This window comes from Streptomyces sp. NPDC016851 (genome assembly GCF_055562795.1).
Genome location: NZ_JBVHEP010000039.1, coordinates 20,450 through 39,062, shown reverse-complemented (window position 1 = coordinate 39,062; position 18,613 = coordinate 20,450). Strand labels below are relative to the sequence as shown.

Genomic DNA, 18,613 nt, shown 5'->3' with positions numbered 1-18,613 from the left:
CTGGTCAGGGAGGGAAAATGCGCCCACATGGGGAAGGGTCGGACAGAATCCTGACGGTTGAGTAAGTTTCGGAGCCGTAATCTCCACCGAATCTGTACGACGCCCTACGGCCCGAGGCTCCTCGTGCGCGGTGCCCGGCCGTCTCTTCTGTCAGCGCCCCGCAGGCGGATTTCGTCACTCCGGTTCAGTCGGTCGCCGCCCGCCAGGATCGCCGCGGCCAGGGCGTCCGCCGCTCCCTGGGCGGCGGGGCTCCGCCGGCCGTGGACCACGACGAAGTCGACCTGTCCCAGTTCCGGCAGCCCCGCCCGGTCCGGGATCCGGACCAGGCCCGGCGGGATGAGGCCGCGGGAGTGGGCCATCACGCCGAGCCCCGCCCGGGCCGCCGCGACGAGGCCGTTGAGAGAGCCGCTCGTGCACACCACGCGCCACTCGCGGCCCTGCCGCTCCAGCGCCTCCAAGGCGAGCGCGCGGGTGATGCCCGGCGGCGGATAGACGATGAGCGGCACGGGACGGTCCGGGTCGAGCCGGAGGCGCTCCGCGCCGATCCACACCAGCCTGTCGTGCCGGACCAGCTCGCCGCGCGGATCCTCGGGCCGCCGCTTGGCCAGGACGAGGTCCAGCTTCCCGGCGGCGAGCTGCTCGTGCAGCGTGCCCGACAGCTCGACCGTCAGCTCCAGGTCGACCTCGGGGTGGTCGTGCCGGAAGCCCTCGAGGATCTCCGGCAGCCGGGTCAGCACGAAGTCCTCCGACGCGCCGAAGCGCAGCCGGCCGCGCAGCCGGGTGCCCGTGAAGAACGCCGTCGCCTGCTCGTGCACCTCCAGGATCCGGCGCGCGAACCCGAGCATGGCCTCGCCGTCCTCCGTGAGCTCCACCGAGTGCGTGTCGCGGGTGAACAGCGTCCTCCCGGTGGCGTCCTCCAGCCGCCGCACGTGCTGGCTGACGGTGGACTGCCGCAGCCCGAGCCGCCGGGCGGCCTGCGTGAAGCTCAGCGTCTGCGCCACCGAGAGGAAGGTGCGCAGATGGGAGGGGTCGTACATGAGCGCCAGGCTATCGCGGAACGTGATGACAGTGAGAGCGGTATGCGGGATTCCCGATCGCCGGGCCGAGGAGCAGGATGGAAGGGGGCCGTACCGGCCCGCACCGCACGTGAGTACCGCACGTATGTACCGCCCGTAAGTCCCGAGCAAGTGGAGCACCGTGAAACGCCTGCGCCGGCCGCGTCGGATGCCGATCGACCCGTACATCCTTCTCCTCCTCGCGACGGTGGGTGTCGCCGCCCTGTTCCCGGCGCGCGGGACGGTCGCCGACGTCGCGTCCGGTGCCTCCACGGCGGCGATCGCCCTGCTGTTCTTCCTCTACGGCGCCCGGCTGTCCACCCGTGAGGCCCTGGACGGGCTGCGCCACTGGCGGCTCCACGTCACCGTCCTGGCCTGCACCTTCGTCGCCTTTCCACTGCTCGGCCTGGCGGTCCGCGGGCTGGTGCCGGTGATCCTGACGCACCCGCTGTACCAGGGCCTGCTCTTCCTCACGCTCGTCCCGTCGACCGTGCAGTCCTCGATCGCCTTCACCTCGATGGCCCGCGGCAACGTGCCCGCCGCGATCTGCGCGGGCTCCTTCTCCTCCCTCGTCGGCATCGTCGCCACCCCGCTGCTCGCGGCCTCGCTGCTCGGCGGCAGCGGCGGCGGGTTCTCCGCCGACTCGCTGCTGAAGATCGTGCTGCAACTGCTCGTGCCGTTCCTCGCCGGGCAGCTGCTGCGCCGCTGGATCGGCGGCTTCATCACCCGCCACAAGAAGGTCCTCGCGCTGGTGGACCGCGGCTCGATCCTGCTCGTCGTCTACACCGCGTTCAGCCAGGGCATGGTCCAGGGCATCTGGCACCAGGTGAGCCCTCTCCGGCTGGGCGGGCTGCTCGTCGTCGAGGCCGTGATCCTCGCCGTGATGCTGCTGCTGACCTGGTACGGCGGCAAGGCGCTGGGCTTCGTCCGGGAGGACCGGATCACCCTCCAGTTCGCCGGATCGAAGAAGTCCCTGGCCGCCGGACTGCCCATGGCGAGCGTCCTGTTCGGCCCGCAGGCCTCGCTGGCCGTGCTGCCGCTGATGCTCTTCCACCAGATGCAGCTGATGGTCTGCGCGGTGATCGCCAAGCGCCGCTCGCACGACCCCCGCCCGGAGGTCACCGGGCCGGAGCCAGCCGCAGCGTCACGAACCGCGGTCGGTACAGGGACACGTTCCGGCTGAGCTGGGCGGCGGCGCCCGTCGTCTCCAGCCAGTTGACGTCGTAGCTCAGCACGAGACGTCCCTCGCCGCTCAGGACCGGGTGCGCCTGCGGGTTGTAGGCGGCCACCTGGCCCTGCGGCAGCGACGGGCTGAACTCCTTCGCGGGCCCGTGCCACGGCCCGGCCGGGGAGCACGCCCAGTACGAGGCGACGGTGGTCAGGCCCTTCGTGCCCGCGGCCATCGTGAACAGCACGTACGTCCCGCCGTCCCGGACGACCGAGAACGCGCTGCCCACCCCCCTGCGCTGCCCGTCCCCGAGCACCGCCCGGGGACGGGCGCCGGCCGCCCACGCCGAGCCGTTCCAGTACCGCCAGGCCGCCGGGTCCCCGAGCCTGCCCTCCGGCACCCGCGCCACGTACGCGTGCGAGGCCGGGCGGGAGGCGGCCCGGCCGTCGTCGCCGCCGAAGACGTACGTCCAGCCGCCCTCCTCGACCAGCGTCGTGCCGAACAGCACCCGCCGGGACGGGTCCGGGACCAGCTGCTGGTCGAGCACCTTGACGACCGACTCCAGGCGCAGATCGGGCAGCGACAGCGTGGCGACCTCGGTCGCGGTGGGCACGCCGTAGATCCACGGGGCCTGGCCGGCCGTGCGCACCCACAGCAGCACCCGGACGACCTGCTCCGAGGAGCCGGGGGAGCGGGGTTCGACGCGGGCGGCGACCGGCCAGCGCCACTGGTTCGGCGCCGGGTCGGCGAAGAGCGGGGCGGGGAGGGTGGTCTCCAGCCGGCCGTCGCGCATCAGCACGGCCGAGTTGCGCACCAGCGGCGCGGTGGTGTCCCGCCAGGCGTGGGACTCACCGGCCGGGTTGGGCGGGCCGTACACCCGGCCCAGGTAGGTGTCCGAGAACAGCCACAGCACCCGGCCGTCCGGCAGCCGCACCGAGTGGGTGCCGTCGCCGCCGGTCCAGTCGTCGGTGCGGGCCGCGTCGTCGCCGTAGCGGGCGAACTCGGCGGTGAGGCCGTCGTCCGCCTGCCAGGAGCGCACGGTGCGCGCCCCGCAGGCGGTGTCGTCGTCCGGGCTCTCGTCCTCGGGGAGGGCGATGAGCAGCGCGGCGCCGAGAACCAGGACCAGCAGCAGGCCGATCCCGGTTCCGGTGCGCTGTCGTGCTCGTGCTGTTTCTGCGTCGTCGGGCACGTGCCGTGACGTTAGTTGCTGCCGCTCACCCGGTCCATGGGGAGCCACAGGACCGTGCCCCTGGTGGCCGCGCCCTTGGTGCCGGCGCCCAACTCCCTGTCGGTGAGGGCCCGGTTCCAGACGTGGACGTCGTCGATCGCTCCCGTCAGGAACGCCCGGCTGTCCATGCGCTGGCCGATGTGCACGCCGAACGGGGAGTTACGGCTGACCGAGCCCGGCACGTCCGGGGTGCTGACCGGCGTGCCGTCGAGGAAGAGGGTCAGTTGCCCGCCGCCCCGGCGCAGGACCAGGTGATGCCAGCGGCCGTCGTTGTGGGCGCCGTCGGTCCACACCGAGGCCGTCCGGACGGTCGTCGCGCCCGACCGGGTGGTGATGAGCGCCCGGACCCGGTCGCTCGCCGGTTCCCCGCGCAGCCAGACCTGCGGCTGGTTGGTGCCGATGCCGCCCATCCACAGGAAGGGCTGTTCGCCGGTCGTGGCCGTGTAGCGGAAGAACAGCGAGGCCGTGAAGTCCCCCTCGCCGAGCGGCAGTCGGGACCGGTAGGGCAGGCGTACGGCGTCGTCGGTGCCGTCGAAGGACAGCGCGCTGCCGAGGACACCCGCCGTCCGCCCGGCATCGCCGAGCACGGCCGCCGGCCTCGCGCCCGGTGCCGCGTCGCGGGTGGTCGGGTCGGCGCCACGGCGCGGTTTCAGCCAGTCCTCGGTGAAACGGGCGAAGCGGATCTCGTCGCGGGCGTCGACCGCGCCGCCCTCGTACAGCAGGCCCACCGTCGAGGAGTCGACCGCCGCCATGTCGGAGTAGCCGGACCAGTCCGTGGTGACGACCGTGCCCCGGTCCACGCTGTCCCAGGTGCGCCCGCCGTCGTAGGAGGAGCGGACCATCATCGTCCGGCGGCGGTCGGGATCGGCCGGGGCGGACAGCAGCATCCGGTGGCCGAGGCGCAGCGTCGCGCCCTGGACCTGTGGGGTGTAGAGGTCCGGGAGGGCGCGGAAGGGCGTGGCGAAGCTGTCGCCGCCGTCCAGGCTGAGGGTCTGGGAGCGGTGCCCCAGGTCGGTGCCGTCCTGTTCGCGTCCGCTGACGAGGACGGCCCCGTCGGCCCGTTCGGTGAGCGTCACCTCCGAGGGCTTCTGCCGGAACATGCCGTCCTGCGCTATCGGCCAGGAGTCCGTGGCGCCGATCCGCCAGTGGTCGCCGCCGTCGTCGCTGACGATGAGCGCGGCGTGGTTGGCGCTGACCCGGCTGCCGTTCCAGGTCTCGGTGTTCACGCCGAAGACCAGCCGCCCGGCGTGCTTGCCGCGGGTGAGCTGGATGCCGTGCACGGGCCCGGTGGCGTACCAGGAGTTCCAGTGGCCGGGCAGGATCTGGTCGCTCAGGTCGCGCGGCTCGGACCAGGTCCGGCCGTCGTCGTCGCTGTACTGGAGGTGCGGGGTGCGGTCGCAGGGGACGGTGCAGTTGCCGGCGTCCGTACGGCCCGTGTTGTACGTCTCGGCCAGCAGGATGCGGCCGGTCCTGCGGTCCACGAGGGGCGCCGGGTTGCCGTGGGTGTCGCCCGCGCCCTCGTTGACGACCTGGAGCGGTCCCCAGGTGCGGCCGCCGTCGGTGGAGCGTTTGAGGACGATGTCGATGTCGGCCGCGTCACCGCAGTTGAGGACGCGGCCCTCGGCGAAGGCGAGCAGCGTGCCGGCCGTGGTCCGCACGATCGCCGGGATCCGGAAGCACGCGTAGCCGGGGTCCTGGGAGGCCTTGAAGAGGACCTGTTGCTCGAACTCCGGTAAGGCGGCGGCGGGTTGGGCGCGGGCCGGGCCGACGGGCGCGAGCAGCGCCACGGCGGTGAGGACGGCTGTCAGGGTGGATCTCAGACGTGCGCGAAGTCTTGACGGCATGGTGCGACCTGCCCTTCATGCGTCTGTCGGCTGGACCACCGAGGCATGGGAACAGAAATCCGGGGATCGGAAGTCCGAGGCACGGACATTCGGTCAACCGGACATCCCACGTCCCATGTGTGGGGCCACAGACGGTACTTGGCTTCACAGACCCCCCACAAGGAGCGTGCGTCAGGGGATCAGGACGACCTTGCCGAGGTTGGCCCTCGCCTCGATCTCCCCGTGTGCCTTCGCCGCGTCCTGAAGGGCGAACTCCCCGTGCACGACGGGCCTGACCTCTCCGGCCGCGAACAGCCGCCACAGCTCCTCGCGCCACTGCTCGTACAACTCCGGCTTCCCGCGCGCGACACGGGCCATCTGGAACCCGATCACCGACTTGGCGCCGGCGAGCAGGTCGTACGCCTGCACGGTGCCCCCGCCCGAGCTGTACGCCACCAGCCGTCCCTCCGGGGCGAGTGCGGCGAGGGCCGGGGTGAGCAGCTCGCCGCCGACCGCGTCCAGGGCGTAGTCGACCGGGGCGCCCCAGGTGTCGTCGCCGTAGGTGACGACGTGATCGGCGCCGAGGTCACGGACGAAGCCGGCCTTGGCCGGATCGGAGACGGCCCCCACGACCCGCCCGGCGCCCCGCGTCCTGGCCAGCTGCACGGCCAGGTGCCCGACACCGCTCGCCGCGGCGGTGACCAGGGCCGCCTCGCCCGGCTCGGGTCGCGCCGCCTCCAGGGCGCCGAGGGCGACCAGGCCGCTGCGGACCAGGGCGACGGCCGTGACGGCGTCGGCGTCCGCCGGGACCGGGGAGGCCATGGCCTCGTGCAGGAGCGCGAAGTCGGCGTAGCCGTGGCCGAAACAGAGCCCCGTCACGCGGTCGCCGGTGCCGAAGCGGGTGACGCCCTCGCCGACTGCCGTGACCTCCCCGGCGATCTCTCCGCCGAGCGGGACCGGCTCCGCCGCCTCGCCGACCTTGCGGACGACCGGGAGCGTGACGCCGATCGCCTCCGCGCGCACGAGCAGCTCTCCGGGGCCCGGTTCGGGCACCGGTGCCTCCTCCAGGAACAGGGGGCCGCCTCGGGATTCGTAGCGGACACGGCGCATCGCACCTCCGGATGTCGTTGGTGGTCCCCACAGATTCGTTGGGGTGCCCAACGGTATAGGAGGATCATAGGGAGAACCAACGATCTCTTGGTTAGGCTGCGGCCATGTCGGAAGCCCCCCTCCCCGCGATCCGCTCCCTGCCCAGCTGGCTGCTCGGCCGTGCCGCCGCCCGCGGCCGGGCCCTGGTGGCCGAGGCACTGGCCGAGGTGGACATGCGGATGTGGCACCACGTCGTGCTCTCCGCCGTCCGGGACCTCGGCCCCGTCGCCCAGGCCGACCTCGGGCGCGGGGTCCGGCTGGACCCCAAGGACCTGGTCGGCGTCCTGAACGACCTCCAGGCGGCGGGCCTGGTGGTGCGCGAGCCGGACCCGAAGGACCGGCGGAAGAACGCCGTGTCCCTCACCGCCCGGGGAGCCCGGCTGCTGACACGCTGCGAGAAGGCGGCCCGCGCGGCCAACGAAGAGCTGCTCGCCCCGCTGTCGGAGGCCGAACGCGAGGAGTTCACGGGCATGCTGCGGCGCATATCCGGCACGGGCGACACCGGCACGGGCGACTGACCTCCGGCACGGGCGACTGACGGCTGCTCCGCCGGGCCCGGGCCGAGACGGGGCCCCTGCGGCGCAGGGGGCGCTCCCCGCCGGTCGGGGCCCCGCCGCCGTGTCGCGGAAGGAACCTGGTCAGCCCTGGGCGGCCGCGGCCCGCAGAGCGATCCGGTCCTCACCCGCGTACACGTTCATGGAGGTGCCCCGCAGGAAGCCCACCAGCGTCAGGCCCGTCTCGGCGGCCAGGTCCACCGCCAGCGAGGACGGAGCGGACACCGCCGCCAGGACCGGGATGCCGGCCATCACGGCCTTCTGGGCCAGCTCGAAGGAGGCCCGGCCCGAGACGAGCAGGATCGTCCGGGACAGCGGCAGCTCCCCGTTCTGCAGGGCGCGGCCGACCAGCTTGTCGACCGCGTTGTGCCGGCCCACGTCCTCCCGGACGTCCAGCAGCTCGCCGTCCTCCGAGAAGAGCGCCGCCGCGTGCAGGCCGCCGGTCCGGTCGAAGACCCGCTGGGCCGCGCGCAGCCGGTCGGGCAGGCCCGCCAGCAGCTCGGGAGTGACCCGGACCGGGGGAGTGTCGGCGATGGGCCAGCGGGCCGTCGTGCGCACCGCGTCCAGCGACGCCTTGCCGCACAGCCCGCAGGAGGACGTCGTGTAGACGTTCCGTTCCAGCGTGATGTCGGGGATCACCACCCCGGGGGCCGTCTGCACGTCGACCACGTTGTACGTGTTCGAGCCGTCGGCCGTGGCCCCGGCGCAGTAGACGATGTTCCGCAGGTCCTGCTGCCCGCCCAGCACCCCCTCGCTCACCAGGAAGCCCGCCGCCAGCGCGAAGTCGTCGCCCGGCGTGCGCATGGTGATCGCCAGGGGCTTGCCGTTCAGCCGGATCTCCAGGGGCTCCTCGGCGACGAGCGTGTCCGGACGGCTGGAGACCGCCCCGTCGCGGATGCGGAGCACCTTGCGTCGTTCCGTGACTCGTCCCATGTCCTGATCAGCCCCGGTTCTGTACGTGCTGGTAGCCGAAGCGGCCCTTGATGCAGAGGTTGCCGTGGGTCACCGGGTTGTCGTGCGGTGACGTGACCTTCACGATCTCATTGTCCTGCACGTGCAGCGTCAGGTTGCAGCCCACTCCGCAGTACGCGCACACCGTGGTCGTCTCCGTCTGCCGCGACTCGTCCCACGTACCCGCCGCGCGCATGTCGAACTCGGACTTGAAGGACAGCGCGCCCGTCGGGCACACCTCGATGCAGTTCCCGCAGTACACGCACGCCGAGTCGGTCAGCGGGGCGTCGTGCTCCACGGCGATCCGCGCGTCGAAGCCGCGCCCGGCGACCGAGATCGCGAAGGTGTTCTGCCACTGGTCGCCGCAGGCGTCGACGCACTTGTAGCAGAGGATGCACTTGTCGTAGTCGCGCACGTACAGGTCGTTGTCGATCTTCGGTTCCTCGTTGAGCCGGGCCGCGTCCGGGCCGAAGCGGTCCGGCTTCGCCTCGTACTCCTTGAGCCACTCGGCGACCCGTGGTGTCGTCGACAGGTCGACCGAGGACGCGAGCAGTTCGAGGACGACCTTGCGGCTGTGCCGGGCCCGCTCGGTGTCGGTGCGGACCTCCATGCCCGGCTCGGCCTTGCGGGAGCAGGCCGGGACGAGGGTGCGGGCCCCCTCGACCTCGACGACACAGACCCGGCAGGCGTTCTTCGGGCGCAGGGTGTCGCCCTCGCACAGGGTCGGGATGTCCTTCCCGGCCGCCCGGCAGGCGTCGAGGATCGTCGAGCCCTCGGGGACCCTGGCCTCCTCGCCGTCGATCGTGAACTCCAGCACGCGGCGCGGGATCCCCAGCGGTGTGACGGTCATTCGTACGCCCCCAGACGGTCGATGGCGGATTCCACGGCGTTCCAGGCGGTCTGCCCGAGACCGCAGATCGAGGCGTCCCGCATCGCGCGGCCGACCTCCCTGAGCAGGGCGATGTCCCCGGCCGCGGCGGCGCCCGTGCGCTCCACGATCCGGTGCAGCGCCTCCTCCTGCCGCACGGTCCCGACCCGGCAGGGCACGCACTGGCCGCACGACTCGTCGCGGAAGAACTCCGCGATGCGCAGCAGCAGCCGGGGCAGGGGCACGCTGTCGTCGAAGGCCATCACGACCCCGGAGCCGAGCGTCGTGCCCGCCTCCCGTGTCCCTTCGAAGGTGAGCGGGACGTCCAGCTCGTCGGCCCGTACGAAACCGCCCGCCGCCCCGCCGAGCAGTACCGCCCGCAGCCCGTCCCGCACCCCGGCGAGGGTGAGCAGGTCGCCCAGCGTCGCGCCGAACGGCAGCTCGTAGACGCCCGGCCGCTCCACGCTCCCGGACACGCAGAACAGCTTCGGCCCGGTGGACCGGCCCGTGCCGATCGCCGCGTACGCCGGGGCGCCCATGGTGAGGATCGGCAGCACGTTGACCAGCGTCTCGACGTTGTTCTCGACCGTCGGCTTGCCGAACAGGCCCTTCTCCACGGGGAACGGCGGCTTCGAGCGGGGCTCGCCCCGGTAGCCCTCGATGGAGTTGAACAGGGCCGTCTCCTCACCGCAGATGTAGGCGCCCGCACCGCGCCGGATCTCGATGTCGAAGGCGTAGCCCTGGCCGAGGACGTCGTCGCCGAGCAGTCCGCGCGCGCGGGCCTGCGCGATCGCGTGTTCGAGGCGGTGCAGGGCGCGGGGGTACTCGCCGCGCAGGTAGAGGTAGCCCTGGTGGGCGCCCGTCGCGTACGCGGCGATCGTCATGGCCTCGACCAGCGCGTACGGGTCGGCCTCCATGAGCACGCGGTCCTTGAACGTGCCCGGCTCGGACTCGTCGGCGTTGCAGACGAGGTAGTGCGGATGGTCCGGCTGGGACGCCGTCGCCTGCCACTTGCGGCCCGTCGGGAAGGCCGCGCCGCCCCGCCCGACCAGGCCCGAGTCGGTGACCTCGCGGATGACCCCGGCGGGGCCCAGCTCGAAGGCCCGGCGCAGGGCCGTGTAGCCGCCGTGGGCGCGGTAGTCGTCCAGGGACGCCGGGTCGACCACGCCGACCCGGTGCAGCAGCATCAGGTCCTCCTGCCCGGCCTGGGGCACCGCGAGCGCGGCCGGCGGCTCCTCCGGCGCCGAATCGGGGGCGCTCGCGGCGAGGACGGCGTCGTGCACGGCCGCCGGCGCCGAGACCGCCGTACGGACCGGGTCCCCGGCCCTGATCGCGAGCGCGGCCGGGGCGCGTTCGCACAGGCCCAGGCAGGGGCTGCGCTCGACCACGACCCCACTGCCGAGCCCCAGCCGCTCCTCGACCCCCGCGCACAACTCCGGGGCCCCGGCCGCCGCGCACGCCAGGTCCGTGCAGACGTGGAGCACGGTCGCCGGACGCGGCTTGACGGAGAACATGGCGTAGAAGGTGGCGACCCCGTACGCCTCCGCCGGCGGCACCGTCAGCCGCCGGCACAGGTAGTCCAGGGCGCCGTCGCTGATCCAGCCGACCCGGTCGTTGATCGCGTGCAGCCCCGGCAACAGCAGGTCGCGGCGGTCCCGGGCCGCACGTCCGCCGCGAGCCCACCTGAGATCGGCATCGGAGCGGTCGGCGCCCTCCCAGGAGGACTCCGGAGGCCCGAGCAGGGCGTCGACGGCCGCCCGTTCCTCGTCCGTCGGTTTGCTGTCACCGAAGTGCAGGTCCACAGTGCTTCACCCCACGATGGTCGCGATGGGCAGCTTCTCGATCCGGATCGCCGACGCCTTGAACTCCGCCGTCCCCGCGATCGGGCAGTTCGCCTCGATCGTCAGCGCGTTGGTGTCCACCTCGTCGGGGAAGTGCATGGTCATGAAGGCGAGTCCGGACCGCAGCGCGGGGTCCACCCACACGGGCGCGGTCACCGACCCGCGCCGCGAGGTGACCTGCACCTGCTCGCCGACCACCACTCCGTAGCGCTCGGCGTCCTCCGGGCTCAGTTCGATGTACTCGCCGCGCCGCAGCGGCGAGGCGTAACCGCCGCTCTGCACACCGGTGTTGTACGAGTCGAGGCGCCGCCCGGTGGTGAGCCGGATCGGGTACTCCTCGTCGGTGAGGTCCACGGGCGGGTCGTGCTGCACGATCCCGAAGGGCGCGAGCGGACCGCGCTCGGCGGGGTCGGACTCCCACAACCGGCCGTGCAGGTAGGTCGGTTCGAGTCCGTCGGTGCTGGGGCACGGCCACTGGATGCCCTGGTGCTCCTCCAGGCGCTCGTACGTCATGCCGTAGTGGTCGGGCGAGACCGAACGGAGCTCGTTCCACACGGTCTCGGCGTCGGCGTACTTCCAGTCGTGGCCGAGGCGGGCCGCGAGGTCGCAGAGGATGTCGATGTCCTCACGGGCCTCGCCGGGCGGGGTGACGGCCTTGCGGACGCGCTGCACGCGCCGCTCGCTGTTGGTGGTCGTGCCGTCGGTCTCCGCCCAGCCGGCCGTGGCGGGCAGGACGACGTCCGCGAGCTCGGCCGTCTTCGTCAGGAAGATGTCCTGCACGACGAGGAAGTCGAGCGCGTTGAGCCGCCGTACGGCCTGCTCGCTGTCGGCCTCCGACTGGGCGGGGTTCTCGCCGATGCAGTAGACGGCCTTGAGGGCGCCGTCCTCCATCGCCTCGAACATCTCCGTGAGGTTCATGCCGTAGTGGGGCTGGATGACGGTGTCCCAGGCCGACTCGAACTTCAGCCGGATGCCGGGGTCGAGGAGGTCCTGGAAGCCGGGCAGGCGGTTGGGGATCGCGCCCATGTCGCCGCCGCCCTGCACGTTGTTCTGCCCGCGCAGGGGTTGCAGGCCGGAGCCGTAGCGGCCGACGTGGCCGGTGAGCAGGGACAGGTTGATCAGGGCGCGGACGTTGTCGGTGCCGTTGTGGTGCTCGGTGATGCCGAGGGTCCAGCACAGCTGGGCGCGCTCGGCACGGGCGTAGGCGTGCGCCAGCTCGCGGATGGCGGCGGCCGGTACGCCCGTCACCTTCTCGGCGAGCGACAGCGTCCACGGCTCGACCAGTGCCCGGTACTCCTCGAAGCCGGTGGTCGCCCGCTCGATGAACGCCTCGTTGGCGAGGCCCGCGTGGATGATCTCGCGGCCGATGGCGTGCGCCATCGGGATGTCGGTGCCGACGTTGAGGCCCAGCCAGCTCTCCGCCCACTCGGCGGTCGAGGTCCGGCGCGGATCGACCGCGTACATCCGGGCGCCGTTCCTGATCCCCTTCAGCACGTGCTGGAAGAAGATCGGGTGCGCGAAGCGGGCGTTGGAGCCCCACATCACGATGACGTCGGTGTGCTCGATCTCCTCGTACGACGACGTCCCGCCGCCCGAGCCGAACGCCGCCGACAGGCCCGCCACGCTCGGGGCGTGGCAGGTGCGGTTGCAGGAGTCGACGTTGTTGGTGCCCATGACGACCCGGGCGAACTTCTGGGCGACGTAGTTCATCTCGTTCGTGGCCCGGGCGCAGGAGAACATGCCGAACGCGCCGCGGCCCTGGGCCAGTCCCCGGGCGGCCCGGTCCAGGGCCTCCTCCCAGGTGGCCCGGCGGAAGGGCTCGTCGCGCGAGTCCCTGACCAGGGGGTGGGTGAGCCGTGTGTAGGTCTTCGGGGTTCGGTCGCGTTTGCTCATGCGGCGCTCCTCAGCGCGAGCAGGTCCGAGATGGCGTGCACGGTGCGCAGGGTGGGCACCTCCACGCCGGTGATGTCCGCCAACTCGACGACCGCCGCGAGGAGTACGTCGAGTTCGAGCGGTTTGCCGCGCTCCAGGTCCTGGAGCGTGGAGGTCCGGTGGTCGCCGACCCGCTCGGCGCCCGCGAGCCGGCGCTCGATGGAGACGCCGACCTCGCAGCCGAGGGCGTTCGCGACCGCGAGCGTCTCGGTCATCATGATCTCGATGACCCTGCGGGTGCCGCCGTGCAGGCACATCTGCCGCATGGTCGCGCGGGCCAGCGCGCTGATCGGGTTGAAGGAGATGTTGCCGAGCAGCTTGAGCCAGATGTCGCCCCGCAGCTCCGGTTCGACCGGGCACTTCAGGCCGCCCGCCTGCATGGCCTCGCTGAACGCCACGCACCGCGTGGACACGCTCCGGTCGGGCTCGCCGATCGAGAACCGCGTGCCCTCCAAGTGCCGTATGACGCCCGGCCCTTCGAGCTCGGTCGCCGCGTAGACGACGCATCCGACGGCCCGTTCGGGCGCGAGCACCGCACTGACCGCGCCGTCCGGATCCACGCTCTCGATGCGCTGGCCGTCGTAGGGGCCGCCGTGCCGGTGGAAGTACCACCAGGGGATGCCGTTCTGGGCGGCCACGACCGCCGTCGCGTCGCCCAGCAACGGTGCGATCAGCGGCCCGCACGCCGCGTACGCGTTGGCCTTCAGGCCGAGGAAGACGTAGTCGGCCGGGCCGACTTCGGCCGGGTCGTCGGTCGCGTGGGGGTGCGCGGTGAAGTCGCCGCGCGGGCTGCGCACTCGGACTCCGTGCTGCCTCATGGCCGCCAGATGCGGTCCACGGGCGATGAGATGCACTTCGGCGCCCGCGCGGTGGAGCGCGGCGCCGACGTAGGCGCCGATGGCACCGGCGCCGAGAACTGCGACTTTCACGGGAACACTCCGTTCGGTTTGAGGGATACCGCGGAGGTGACTGCCGTCGGGTGGCTGCCGTCGGGTGACTGCCGTTCGATGACTGCCGTCCGGCTTGTGTCGACGGAATATTGTCTACAGTATGGACGTTGGGTCAGCAAGGGTCCGTGCGACGACCGTTCGGCGCATGCTGGATACCGCTCACCGCATACTCGATGCGCCGCCTTCTCAACTTCCCGGCGAATGCCTACGGTTCCGGGTTCATGAGTCCCCCAGTCGCGCCCCCGGGCTGGAGCCGCTGGCTTGTCCCGCCCGCCGCTCTCTCCGTACATCTCTCCATCGGCCAGGCCTACGCCTGGAGCGTGTTCAAGCCGCCCCTGGAGTCCGCGCTCGGCCTCAGCGGCACGCAGAGCGCGCTGCCCTTCCAGCTGGGCATCGTCATGCTGGGCCTGTCCGCCGCGTTCGGCGGCACGCTCGTCGAGCGCAACGGCCCGCGCTGGGCGATGACCGTCGCCCTGGTCTGCTTCTCGTCCGGCTTCCTGCTCTCCGCGCTGGGCGCGTCCCTGGAGCAGTACTGGCTGATCGTCCTCGGCTACGGCTTCGTCGGCGGCATCGGCCTCGGCATCGGCTACATCTCGCCCGTCTCCACCCTGATCAAGTGGTTCCCGGACCGGCCCGGCATGGCCACCGGCATCGCCATCATGGGCTTCGGCGGCGGTGCGCTCATCGCCTCGCCGTGGTCCGCGCAGATGCTGGAGTCGTTCGGCGCCGACAGCTCCGGGATCGCCCTGGCCTTCCTGGTGCACGGCCTGTCGTACGCCGTGTTCATGCTGCTGGGTGTGCTTTTGGTCCGGGTTCCGAGCAGTGCCCCAGGGGCGCGGGGAACTGCGCGACCGGCCCCCACCGGCCCGCAGGTCTCCGCGAACCAAGCCATCCGCACGCCGCAGTTCTGGTGCCTGTGGATCGTGCTCTGCATGAACGTGACCGCGGGCATCGGCATCCTGGAGAAGGCCGCCCCGATGATCACGGACTTCTTCGCGGACTCCTCCACGCCCGTGTCCGTGACGGCCGCCGCGGGCTTCGTCGCGCTGCTGTCGGCGGCGAACATGGCCGGACGCATCGGCTGGTCGTCGACGTCCGACCTGATCGGCCGCAAGAACATCTACCGCGTCTACCTGGGCGTCGGCGCGCTGATGTACGCGCTGATCGCCCTGTTCGGCGACTCCTCCAAGCCGCTGTTCGTCCTGTGCGCACTGGTGATCCTGTCCTTCTACGGCGGCGGCTTCGCGACCGTTCCGGCGTACCTGAAGGACCTGTTCGGCACGTACCAGGTCGGTGCCATCCACGGGCGGCTGCTCACCGCCTGGTCCACGGCCGGGGTGCTCGGACCGCTGATCGTGAACTGGATCGCCGACCGGCAGGAGGAGGCCGGCCGGCACGGCGCTTCCCTGTACGGAATGTCGTTCGTCATCATGATCGGGCTGCTCGTCGCCGGCTTCGTCGCCAACGAACTCGTCCGGCCCGTCCACCCGCGCCATCACATCCCGGCACCGAAGGAGGCCGCGCATGTCCAGCGACAGCAGTCAGAGTCCGCCTAGCCCGGACCGGCGGTGGCTGATCGCCTTCGCCTGGGTATGGGTGGGTCTGCCGCTCGCCTACGGGCTGTACGAGCTGGTGCGCAAGGCGACCCAGCTGTTCACCGGCTAGGCGCCGGGCCAGGTGACAGGTGCTCGGTCGTCCGAGGTCCTGACCGAAGCCGACAACGCGGGCACCTGTTTCCTGTCGCCTTGCGTGCCGTCGTACCGGTGAGTCACTGATCAGACTGGTGGATCCCGCTACCCAAGTTCCAACGAGGGGGACCGCCCACATGATCGGCTCGCGCATCGCCGCCGTCGGCCACTACCAGCCCGCCAAGGTGCTCACCAACGAGGACCTGGCGGGCCTGGTCGACACCAGTGACGAGTGGATCAGGAGCCGCGTGGGCATCCGCACCCGCCACATCGCCGGTCCCGACGAACCCGTCGACGAGCTGGCCGCCCACGCCGCCGCCAAGGCCCTCGCGGCGGCCGGGCTGACCCCCGCCGACATCGACCTGGTGCTGGTCGCCACCTCCACCGCCGTCGACCGCTCGCCCAACACGGCCGCCCGGGTCGCCAACCGCCTCGGTGTTCCGCAGGCCGCCACGATGGACCTCAACGTGGTGTGCGCCGGGTTCACCCATGCCCTGGCCACCGCCGACCACGCCGTCCGCGCCGGGGGCTCGAGCCGGGCCCTGGTCATCGGGGCCGACAAGATGTCCGAGGTGACCGACTGGAGCGACCGCACGACCTGCGTGCTCGTCGGCGACGGGGCCGGGGCCGCGGTCGTGGAGGCCGCGGACGAGTCCGCCATCGGGCCGGTGCTGTGGGGTTCGGTGCCCGAGATGGGCAACGCCGTGCGGATCGAGGGCACGCCGCCGCGTTTCGCGCAGGAGGGGCAGAGCGTCTACCGCTGGGCGACGACGCAACTGCCGCCCATCGCGCGGCGGGCGTGCGAGCGGGCCGGGCTGGAGCCGGCGGACCTCGCGGCGGTCGTACTGCATCAGGCCAATCTGCGCATCATCGAACCCCTCGCGGAGAAGATCGGCGCCGTGAACGCGGTCGTCGCACGAGACGTCACGGAGTCCGGCAACACGTCGGCCGCGAGCATCCCGCTCGCCCTGTCCAAGCTGGTCGAACAGGGTGCGATCGCCACGGGCGACCCGGTCCTGCTGTTCGGCTTCGGCGGGAATCTGTCGTACGCCGGGCAGGTCGTCCGCTGTCCCTGAGGCCGCGTCTGAGCCCGCGCCGCGGCGTGACGCGGTCAACTGTCCGTAACCCTGGCTGTTGTGCGCCGTAGACTGTAGACGAAAGACAATCAATACTGACGCCACGGCTACACCGGCTTCCGCCGCGCTGTGCACGGCCCTGCCGAGGAGGGGGACCGCGATGCTGTCGACAGGCCTGCCCCAAGGGGCGGTACCCAAGCTGGAACGCCCGGGTCCGCTGCGCGACCGTGTCTACGAGGCGCTGCTCGAACTCATCACCACCCGTGCCCTCCAGCCCGGCCAGCACCTCGTGGAGAGCGAACTCGCCGGGCATCTGGGGGTCTCCCGGCAGCCGGTGCGCGAGGCGTTGCAGCGGCTCAACACCGAGGGGTGGGTCGATCTGCGGCCCGCCCAGGGCGCGTTCGTCCACGAGCCGACGGAGGAGGAGGCCGACCAGCTCCTCACGGTCCGTACGCTCCTGGAGGCCGAGGCGGCCCGGCTCGCCGCGGCGAGCGCGGACAGCGCCGGCATCGCCGCGCTGGAAGCGCTGTGCGCCGAGGGCGAGAAGGCCGTCGAGGCGGACGACGTGGACGGCGCCGTCGCCATGAACGCCCGCTTCCACGCGAAGATCATGGAGCTCGCCGGAAACGCCGTCCTCGCCGAACTGGCCGCCCAGGTCGACCGCCGCGTCCGCTGGTACTACACGCCGGTCGCCCGCCAGCGGGGCCACCAGTCCTGGATCGAGCACCGCGCACTCATCGCCGCGATCACCGACCGCGACGAGCAGCGGGCCACCCACCTGATGCGCGAACACACCGAGCACACGAGGCGCTCGTACCACGCGCGGGAGCGCTCGTAGGCCTCAGTCGGCGGCCCGCCCCGTCTGAGCTCGCATCCCTCGCCTTTGTCCTGTGAGTGGAAAAAGTAGAGGGCAATTCCTGCGCGACTTCTTCCCACCTCCGGCAGCCGCTGCTACGTTCCCTCCGAAAGCAAGCCACTGATGTGGCGGAAAACCGGCGCGCACAGGCCGATTGAGGCGGGGAGGGGCTCGTGAGACGTATGACCGCACGACCCGGAAACGCCCACCAGGCCCGACTGCTCAAGCTGCTGCGCGACGGCGGCCCCAACTCCCGTGCCCAGCTGGGCGACCAGGTCGACCTCTCGCGGTCCAAGCTCGCCGTGGAGGTGGACCGGCTGCTGGAGACGGGCCTGGTCGTGGCCGACGGACTCGCCGCCTCGCGCGGCGGCCGCCGCTCCCACAACATCCGGCTCAACCCCGGGCTGCGCTTCCTCGGCGTCGACATCGGCGCGACCTCGGTCGACGTCGCCGTCACCAACGCCGAACTGGAGACGCTCGGGCACATCAACCACCCCATGGACGTGCGCGAGGGCCCGGTCGCGGTCTTCGAGCAAGTCCTGGCCATGGCCGCCAAGTTGAAGGCCTCGGGGCTCGCGGAGGGGTTCGACGGCGCCGGCATCGGCGTCCCGGGCCCGGTCCGCTTCCCCGAGGGCATCCCGGTGGCCCCGCCGATCATGCCCGGCTGGGACGGCTTCCCCGTGCGGGAGGCGCTCAGCCAGGAACTCGGCTGCCCGGTCATGGTCGACAACGACGTGAACCTCATGGCGATGGGGGAGCAGCACGCGGGCGTCGCCCGCACCGTCGCCGACTTCCTCTGCGTCAAGATCGGCACGGGCATCGGCTGCGGCATCGTCGTCGGCGGCGAGGTCTACCGCGGTACGACGGGCAGCGCCGGCGACATCGGGCACATCCAGGCCGTGCCCGACGGCCGGCCCTGCGCCTGCGGCAACCGGGGCTGCCTGGAGGCCCACTTCAGCGGGGCGGCCCTCGCCCGTGACGCCACGGAGGCCGCCCAGCAGGGGCTCTCCGCCGAACTGGCCTCGCGGCTGGAGACAGGCGGCGGGCTCACCGCCGTCGACGTCGCCGCCGCGGCCGCCGCCGGAGACGCCACCGCACTCGACCTGATCCGTGAGGGCGGCAACCGCACCGGCCAGGTCATCGCCGGCCTGGTCAGCTTCTTCAACCCGGGCCTGGTGGTGATCGGCGGCGGGGTGACCGGCCTCGGCCACACCCTGCTCGCCGCGATCCGCACCCAGGTCTACCGCCAGTCGCTGCCGCTGGCGACCGGCAACCTGCCCATCGTCCTGGGCGAGTTGGGGCCGGCCGCCGGAGTCACCGGCGCGGCCCGGCTCATCAGCGATCACCTGTTCTCACCCGCGTAGGCACTCGGTTCAGTACGGCTTCTCACCCGCGTAAGCACTCGGTTCAGTACCGCCTACCAGCACCGCGCTCTGCTTTGCCCTGCCCTGCAACCGGCCCGCACGCCCGCCAA

At 72.1% G+C, this 18,613-nt stretch carries 16 protein-coding genes; 7 read left to right on the top strand and 9 right to left on the bottom strand.

Going from position 1 to position 18,613, the window contains the following annotated elements:
- Positions 1-104: 104 nt before the first annotated feature.
- On the bottom strand, positions 105-1,037 hold the full coding sequence (locus ACZ3I3_RS39225) for a LysR substrate-binding domain-containing protein (RefSeq protein WP_467372564.1): 933 nt from the start codon (positions 1,035-1,037) through the stop codon (positions 105-107).
- Between the two features lie 187 nt (positions 1,038-1,224).
- Between ACZ3I3_RS39225 and ACZ3I3_RS39220 the strand changes: the two genes are divergently transcribed.
- Positions 1,225-2,238 (top strand): bile acid:sodium symporter family protein, encoded by a 1,014-nt coding sequence (locus ACZ3I3_RS39220; RefSeq protein WP_467372587.1) that lies wholly within the window; start codon positions 1,225-1,227, stop codon positions 2,236-2,238.
- On the opposite strand, the gene ACZ3I3_RS39215 is transcribed toward ACZ3I3_RS39220, so the two are convergent.
- The 3 genes from ACZ3I3_RS39215 to ACZ3I3_RS39205 form a co-directional block, all read right to left on the bottom strand.
- Entirely contained in the window at positions 2,174-3,412 is a 1,239-nt protein-coding gene (locus tag ACZ3I3_RS39215) for a DUF4185 domain-containing protein (protein ID WP_467372563.1), read from the bottom strand. The genes ACZ3I3_RS39220 and ACZ3I3_RS39215 overlap by 65 nt on opposite strands.
- Positions 3,413-3,423: 11 nt before the next feature.
- Positions 3,424-5,295 carry an exo-alpha-sialidase gene (locus tag ACZ3I3_RS39210; RefSeq protein WP_467372562.1) on the bottom strand — a complete coding sequence of 624 codons (1,872 nt, stop codon included), beginning with the start codon at positions 5,293-5,295 and terminating at the stop codon, positions 3,424-3,426.
- A gap of 171 nt (positions 5,296-5,466) precedes the next feature.
- Complete coding sequence (locus ACZ3I3_RS39205) at positions 5,467-6,384, bottom strand: quinone oxidoreductase family protein (protein ID WP_467372560.1); 918 nt, start codon at positions 6,382-6,384, stop codon at positions 5,467-5,469.
- A gap of 104 nt (positions 6,385-6,488) precedes the next feature.
- Here ACZ3I3_RS39205 and ACZ3I3_RS39200 point away from each other — a divergent pair, with 104 nt between their 5' ends.
- Complete coding sequence (locus ACZ3I3_RS39200) at positions 6,489-6,941, top strand: MarR family winged helix-turn-helix transcriptional regulator (RefSeq protein ID WP_467372558.1); 453 nt, start codon at positions 6,489-6,491, stop codon at positions 6,939-6,941.
- A gap of 120 nt (positions 6,942-7,061) precedes the next feature.
- Here the strand turns inward: ACZ3I3_RS39200 and fdhD are convergent, their stop codons facing one another.
- Genes fdhD through ACZ3I3_RS39175 form a run of 5 tightly spaced genes read right to left on the bottom strand, consistent with a single transcriptional unit; the run spans position 7,062 to position 13,498 of the window.
- Positions 7,062-7,910 carry a formate dehydrogenase accessory sulfurtransferase FdhD gene (gene fdhD / locus ACZ3I3_RS39195; RefSeq protein WP_467372557.1) on the bottom strand — a complete coding sequence of 283 codons (849 nt, stop codon included), beginning with the start codon at positions 7,908-7,910 and terminating at the stop codon, positions 7,062-7,064.
- A 7-nt stretch (positions 7,911-7,917) separates the two neighbouring features.
- A complete protein-coding gene (locus ACZ3I3_RS39190; protein ID WP_279541189.1) occupies positions 7,918-8,778 on the bottom strand; it encodes a 2Fe-2S iron-sulfur cluster-binding protein in 861 nt (286 codons plus the stop codon).
- Positions 8,775-10,598 (bottom strand): NAD(P)H-dependent oxidoreductase subunit E, encoded by a 1,824-nt coding sequence (locus ACZ3I3_RS39185; protein ID WP_467372556.1) that lies wholly within the window; start codon positions 10,596-10,598, stop codon positions 8,775-8,777. Before ACZ3I3_RS39185 ends, ACZ3I3_RS39190 begins: the two co-directional genes overlap by 4 nt.
- Before the next feature lie 6 nt (positions 10,599-10,604).
- Positions 10,605-12,530, bottom strand: coding sequence for a molybdopterin oxidoreductase family protein (locus ACZ3I3_RS39180; protein ID WP_467372555.1), 1,926 nt, complete (start codon positions 12,528-12,530; stop codon positions 10,605-10,607).
- The gene (locus ACZ3I3_RS39175) at positions 12,527-13,498 is read right to left on the bottom strand and encodes a 2-dehydropantoate 2-reductase (RefSeq protein ID WP_467372554.1); all 972 of its coding nucleotides are present in this window, start codon (positions 13,496-13,498) and stop codon (positions 12,527-12,529) included. Before ACZ3I3_RS39175 ends, ACZ3I3_RS39180 begins: the two co-directional genes overlap by 4 nt.
- 242 nt (positions 13,499-13,740) lie before the next feature.
- Between ACZ3I3_RS39175 and ACZ3I3_RS39170 the strand changes: the two genes are divergently transcribed.
- From ACZ3I3_RS39170 to ACZ3I3_RS39150, 5 genes are all read left to right on the top strand, one after another.
- Positions 13,741-15,075 (top strand): OFA family MFS transporter, encoded by a 1,335-nt coding sequence (locus ACZ3I3_RS39170; RefSeq protein ID WP_467372553.1) that lies wholly within the window; start codon positions 13,741-13,743, stop codon positions 15,073-15,075.
- Positions 15,044-15,184 (top strand): MFS transporter small subunit, encoded by a 141-nt coding sequence (locus ACZ3I3_RS39165; RefSeq protein ID WP_020276538.1) that lies wholly within the window; start codon positions 15,044-15,046, stop codon positions 15,182-15,184. Before ACZ3I3_RS39170 ends, ACZ3I3_RS39165 begins: the two co-directional genes overlap by 32 nt.
- A gap of 160 nt (positions 15,185-15,344) precedes the next feature.
- Entirely contained in the window at positions 15,345-16,283 is a 939-nt protein-coding gene (locus ACZ3I3_RS39160) for a beta-ketoacyl-ACP synthase III (protein ID WP_467372552.1), read from the top strand.
- 160 nt (positions 16,284-16,443) lie between these two features.
- Positions 16,444-17,121, top strand: coding sequence for a GntR family transcriptional regulator (locus ACZ3I3_RS39155; protein ID WP_467372551.1), 678 nt, complete (start codon positions 16,444-16,446; stop codon positions 17,119-17,121).
- A 200-nt stretch (positions 17,122-17,321) separates the two neighbouring features.
- Positions 17,322-18,503, top strand: coding sequence for an ROK family transcriptional regulator (locus ACZ3I3_RS39150; RefSeq protein WP_020276535.1), 1,182 nt, complete (start codon positions 17,322-17,324; stop codon positions 18,501-18,503).
- Positions 18,504-18,613 lie beyond the last annotated feature (110 nt).